Source organism: Qipengyuania vulgaris, assembly GCF_009827325.1.
Taxonomy (GTDB): Bacteria; Pseudomonadota; Alphaproteobacteria; order Sphingomonadales; family Sphingomonadaceae; genus Qipengyuania; species Qipengyuania vulgaris.
On record NZ_WTYC01000008.1, the window covers coordinates 1 to 5,000 of the forward strand.

Annotated in this window: 6 protein-coding genes, 1 tRNA gene and 1 rRNA gene; all 8 read right to left on the bottom strand. The window is 59.6% G+C overall.

The window, feature by feature from the left end; translation table 11 throughout:
• Nucleotides 1–214, bottom strand: a 214-nt coding sequence (locus tag GRI69_RS16145) for a hypothetical protein (protein ID WP_237453006.1), incomplete at its 3' end; no start/stop codon positions are given.
• Nucleotides 215–265: 51 nt separating this feature from the next.
• A complete protein-coding gene (locus GRI69_RS12965) occupies nt 266–1,291 on the bottom strand; it encodes an IS110 family RNA-guided transposase (protein WP_160728708.1) in 1,026 nt (341 codons plus the stop codon).
• Between the two features lie 217 nt (nt 1,292–1,508).
• Nucleotides 1,509–2,738, bottom strand: a complete 1,230-nt coding sequence (locus tag GRI69_RS12975) for a retropepsin-like aspartic protease (protein ID WP_160728710.1) — start codon at nt 2,736–2,738, stop codon at nt 1,509–1,511.
• 234 nt (nt 2,739–2,972) lie between these two features.
• A complete protein-coding gene (locus tag GRI69_RS12980) occupies nt 2,973–3,134 on the bottom strand; it encodes a hypothetical protein (RefSeq protein ID WP_160728711.1) in 162 nt (53 codons plus the stop codon).
• Entirely contained in the window at nt 3,131–3,469 is a 339-nt protein-coding gene (locus GRI69_RS12985; protein WP_160728712.1) for a hypothetical protein, read from the bottom strand. Before GRI69_RS12985 ends, GRI69_RS12980 begins: the two co-directional genes overlap by 4 nt.
• A 704-nt stretch (nt 3,470–4,173) precedes the next feature.
• Nucleotides 4,174–4,569, bottom strand: a complete 396-nt coding sequence (locus GRI69_RS12990; RefSeq protein ID WP_237453110.1) for a hypothetical protein — start codon at nt 4,567–4,569, stop codon at nt 4,174–4,176.
• Nucleotides 4,570–4,677: 108 nt separating this feature from the next.
• Nucleotides 4,678–4,754, bottom strand: a tRNA-Met gene (locus tag GRI69_RS12995).
• A gap of 118 nt (nt 4,755–4,872) precedes the next feature.
• Nucleotides 4,873–4,987: ribosomal RNA gene (gene rrf, locus GRI69_RS13000) — 5S ribosomal RNA — on the bottom strand.
• Nucleotides 4,988–5,000 lie beyond the last annotated feature (13 nt).

A 5,000-nucleotide genomic window follows, 5' to 3' on the forward strand; every position in this document is an offset into this window, starting at 1 on the left:
CCATCTGTGGACGCCCCGCAGGATGCAAGCGGTATTTTGAGAGGTTTGGCACGTAGTCGGATGCTGCCATCTGTCCGGCCTCCTGGTGCAGCTTTTCGTGCTGCGGGCCCGTATGGGAGTTCGCGGACCGGAACCACATCACCCTCAGCGTACTGATGAAGCACGGTGGAAAGCCCTGGTTCTTCCGGTCCCGTCTCGCCGACTGTTTTGCCATACTCTCCTTCGTCCGCCTACGTCCTTCCGGCGACCTCTGGTCCGGCCCGGCTTACGCCGCGACCGAGACCGGAGCCCTGTAATCCTCGTTCTTCGTCAGCACTGCCCAGACGATGCGCGCGGTCTTGTTCGCGAGCGCCACCGTCACCAGCATGCGCGGCTTGCGCGCCATCATCTGTTCCAGCCACGATCCCGCGGGTGCGCCGCGCCTGCTTGCCTGGAGCACGACCGCGCTGCTGCCGATGATCAGCAGCCGCCGCAGCGTTCGCTCGCCCATCTTCGAGATCGCGCCGAGCCTCTGCTTGCCGCCGGTCGAGTGCTGGCGCGGTGTAAGCCCGACCCATGCGGCAAAGTCGCGGCCCTTGGCAAAGGTGCCGGGCGGAGGTGCAAGTGCGGTGATCGCGGTTGCCGTGATCGGTCCGATGCCCGGGATCGTCATCAGCCGCCGCGCGGTCTCGTCTTCGCGGGCACGCCGGGCGATCTCCCGGTCAAGTTCGGCAATGCGCTCGCTGAGCACTGCCATCTGATCGAGCATTATCTCCAGTACCGGCCGTGCGCTCTCGGGAACCGCGTCGGGATCCTCAAGCAGTGCGGCCAGCTTCTTCATGTGCGCCAGGCCTTGCGGCGCGATCCAGCCATGCTCGGTCATGTGACCGCGAACGGCGTTGCTGATCTGCGTGCGTTGCTTGACCAGCAGGTCGCGGGCCCGGAACACCAGCGCGGCTGCTTGCTGTGCTTCGGTCTTTACTGGCACGAACCGCATGCTCGGGCGCTGCGCCGCCTCGCAGATGGCCTCGGCATCCGCAGCATCGTTCTTCTGGCGCTTCACGAACGGCTTTACGTAAGCTGGAGCGATCAACCGGACCTCATGACCGAGCTTTGTCAGCTCACGCGCCCAGTGATGCGCGCCCCCGCAAGCTTCCAGGACCACCTGGCAGGAGGGCTGCGAGGCAAAGAACGGCAAGAGCTTCGCGCGGCTGACCTTCTTGCGAAGCACCGCACGGCCCGACGCATCGGCCCCGTGAACCTGGAAAACAGGCTTTGCGATATCCAACCCGATGATGCTAACTTCCGACATGGACGCCTCCTCTCTAGTGGTGTTCAAACACCTCCACTATGGCACATCGATGCCGCCGGGGGGCGTCCACCCCATCACCCCGAACTTGCAGTTTCTGCCCAGTGCGGTGATCACCAAATTCAGACCTTCTGCTGCCGACGCCCTTGCAGACGTCAAAGAAGCGTGAACGCTAATCCAAAGCCAGGCCTCGCCTTCTATGATCGGTAACAAACGGGTATCACGGCTCGATTAGGCTGATCTCGGTCGGTCGATTGTCTCGGACTACCGTCAGCCGCTGAGCAGACCTGATAGGGCGATCTTCCGCCAACCACCGCGCCGTCTCACAGCTGGAATCTCCGGTAGAAAGAGTCCGGTCGTCAATAGCCACCACCTTGTCCCCTAGCTTTAGGCCCGCCCGCTGTGCTGGCGAGCCGTCGAAAAGCTGCACGACGCGAACGTCCCCGCCGAGTTGCATCAGCCCGTAGCCCGGATGCGGTGGCGGGGTGCGTTTCCGTTGGCGGGGATGAAGCAGAATACGTGCTCCCAAATAGTCGAGCGATACATCGTGCGTATCGAGGATGCCGAGGCCAATCAGGGATGGAGGGGCATTGCGCGTCGTTCCTCGGTGCCTTCCCAATGCCGCCGTGCCTAGCCGCATGCCCTCAATCTCAAAGCGCATCAGATTGGTGTCGGCTCCGAGCCCGGCGGCCGAAACGCCGTGGGAACCGCGCCCCACCCGTAAGGTCTCGGGGATGATCGCGCCTGCTACACGATTGTCCTGAATGACGCGGTCGAACAAGACCACGGTATCGGAATTGCCGGTGTCGAACAGGCCCTTGTCCTCAAATTCACCGATGGCGTAATCGAACACTGGGGCGTGCGGATAGCCGTAGTCGTGCAGCGGGGCGACGATCGTGTTCTGCTCCCTTATGTGATCAGGTAGATCCGCGAAGCGTTCGGCGATCTGCAACATTTGCCGCTCGCCGTCGATATGCCAAACGCTGCCCGGAAATATCTCCGACCCAATCACTCCTGCGTCGATGACACAACCGCCTGGATCAGCGATGCCGAAATCGCCTATCAGCACCGGCACGGAACGAAACGTCACGGCGCCGATCGTCAACCGGTCTACAATGGCGATATATGTCGTGAACTCCCGGCCATTGGCGTCGCGGCCCGTGTTCGAACCGATGATTTTCAGATCGAGCTGAGCCGCCAGTTCGCGCGAGATCATGGTGGGAGAGCCGGTATCAAAAACGAACCGTCGTTCGACGCCATTCATGGCCGCATCGATCGAGAACTTTCCCATATGCGGAATGAGCGGAACGCTCGTGATGCCTTTCTCTCGCTCGATTGCAATCGGGCGCTGCAGGGCTGCAGCGGCCTCTGGCGCCATTTGCGCGCGTGCTTGTAACGGAAGCAGCGTCGTCGACAGCGCGAAGAGAATTGCAAGGGCAGAGGATTTCATGGCTTGATTCCCACTTCGACAATAGGCCGCACGAAATTGGAAACTTGTGAATGACCTGAATCTTAATTCTACACTGGGTCCACTTGTCGCAATGGTCTACCAAGAGGCGACAGGCAGCAACCCACCTGATTTCAGCCGTTCCAATTTTTTCCCGGGTTTCACCATTGACTGACTGGCAGCTTCGCGCCTGTTTCGGCCAGATGCGTACATTCTGCTACCGACCATTGAGGACGTTCAGTTTTGCAATGCAGAGGCGCCATTTTGAAGCCAGTCAGCATAGTCTGTCGGAAGCTTGCTCATCGCCTCGTCGTAGAGCGCCAATTCTTCATCATCTAGCACACCGATCCAGCGGCCGTTGGTCCCCTTATGGATGAAGCTATCAGCGCCGCCCTTCACCCCCGCTGCGCGCCTACTTCCCATTTCACGCGACGCCCGAAGCTCGCCAGGCCTTCCACCTCCAGCGGCTGCTCCTTGCCTAGCGCATTGAGCAACAGTGCCTCAGCCTGTACTGCGAGATCGACATCGCACAAAATCCTAAGCGGATATTTTTCCCCGCGGAGCTTAAGCACCAGGTCGGCAGTTTGACCATTGACCGCCTCGTCCACCGAACCGGCTTCGTGAAACACTGAGCGGATCTGGTCGAACGGTACCTTGCGCGAACTCGCGACGCTGCCATGCACATACCGGTCGATCCGCAGGATGCGCCTTTCGCAATCGATCATTGCGGTCACGCTGTCTTGCCTCCATGCGGCTCGAAAGCAAACGAAGCTTAGAAGGGCAGGCAACATCGCGCAGCCCATGACCAACGCCGGATTTTCGCTAGTCACGCCGAAAATTAGCACGGCTAATGTGATCGCTGCGAAAAGCGCTACCATTGCCCAAAGGGCGAAAACGGTACGCCCGGATCGAGGTTTGTCGACGAAGTGAATCTCCGACCCGCGATGGTCAATCCGCTCCAACATGCATCCAATTTAGGAGAGAATGGCTTACATGAAGTTAAGGCCGGGCTTCTGATTGCCGGGTCGACAGGCCTCAGCGCAAGGAGCGTTCGTCAACATGCTGATCGAAAATGGCCTCCCTTTGTGCGTCTATCGGGGGCACTCGGACCCCGGTTCTAATGCCGCGCGCTAGTTTGGCATTTTCCAGGTCCTCAGCATCCTACACGTCCAGCTCCGCTATTAGCAAGAATTTCAAGCATACTGGGAATCCCATCTCCGGTGCCAAACGTCCGCAGCATCTACATAACGGACTGGTATACTGCGGTGTATGTAAGCAGCCTTATGTGAGTTCCAGTGGCCGCTGGCGTTGCAAAAGTAGCCTCCGGAAGATCTGCGACAATGGATCCATTGCGGGCAAGATTCTGGAGGCGCGCGCGCTTGCTGGACTGCGTGATCATTTGCGGACGCCTCAAGTCATCAGCCGGTTTGCGCAGCACCTACAAAGCGGGCTGTCTGCCCAACATCGTGCTACTGAGAGCCGGCAAGCCGAGTTCGATGCTGAATTGCGGGAACTCCGGGGTAAGGTCGCCAAAATCGTCCCGCGCATCGAAGAGGACGATAAAGCTCCAAAGGCTCTTAACAACAGACTTAAGGAACTCGAGACTGCGGAAAAGCTCTGGAAGGACGAACTCGCGACCATGCCAACGCGCACCGTGGTACGTCTGCCGGCCAATTACGAGGCGGTTTACCGCACTGCGATTGCCAAACTCGAAGACCATTTCGGAAGCAAGGATGCTGCTCCATCGAGAGAGGCTATCCGCGCATTGATTGAGAAGGTCGTCGTCCATGCAGCCGACAGCCGCGGTGGCACGGTTCGCCGCCTGGAACTGCATGGCGATCGTTATCGAATGCTGGAGTTCACAGAGGAGGCGATCAGCGGCGGCGCCCAAAAACGAAAACAGCCCGAGCGACTGGCGCTGGGGCTGCAGGTGTTACACCGGTGGTTGCGGGGGTTGGATTTGAACCAACGACCTTCAGGTTATGAGCCTGACGAGCTACCGGACTGCTCCACCCCGCGGCACCGTGTGTTTCGCCCGGACCTGTGATCCAGAGACGAAAAAACCGCCGCTCGGTTCACACCGGCAGCGGCTTTTGAAACTGTGAATGGGCTATTCCACATGCCCGCCGGCTTTAATGCCTGGCGACGACCTACTCTTCCAGTGCTTGAGCACCAGTACCATCGGCGCTGTCCGGTTTCACGGCCGAGTTCGAGATGGGATCGGGTGGGTCACAGACGCTAAGGTCACCAAGCAATAAAGCTGGC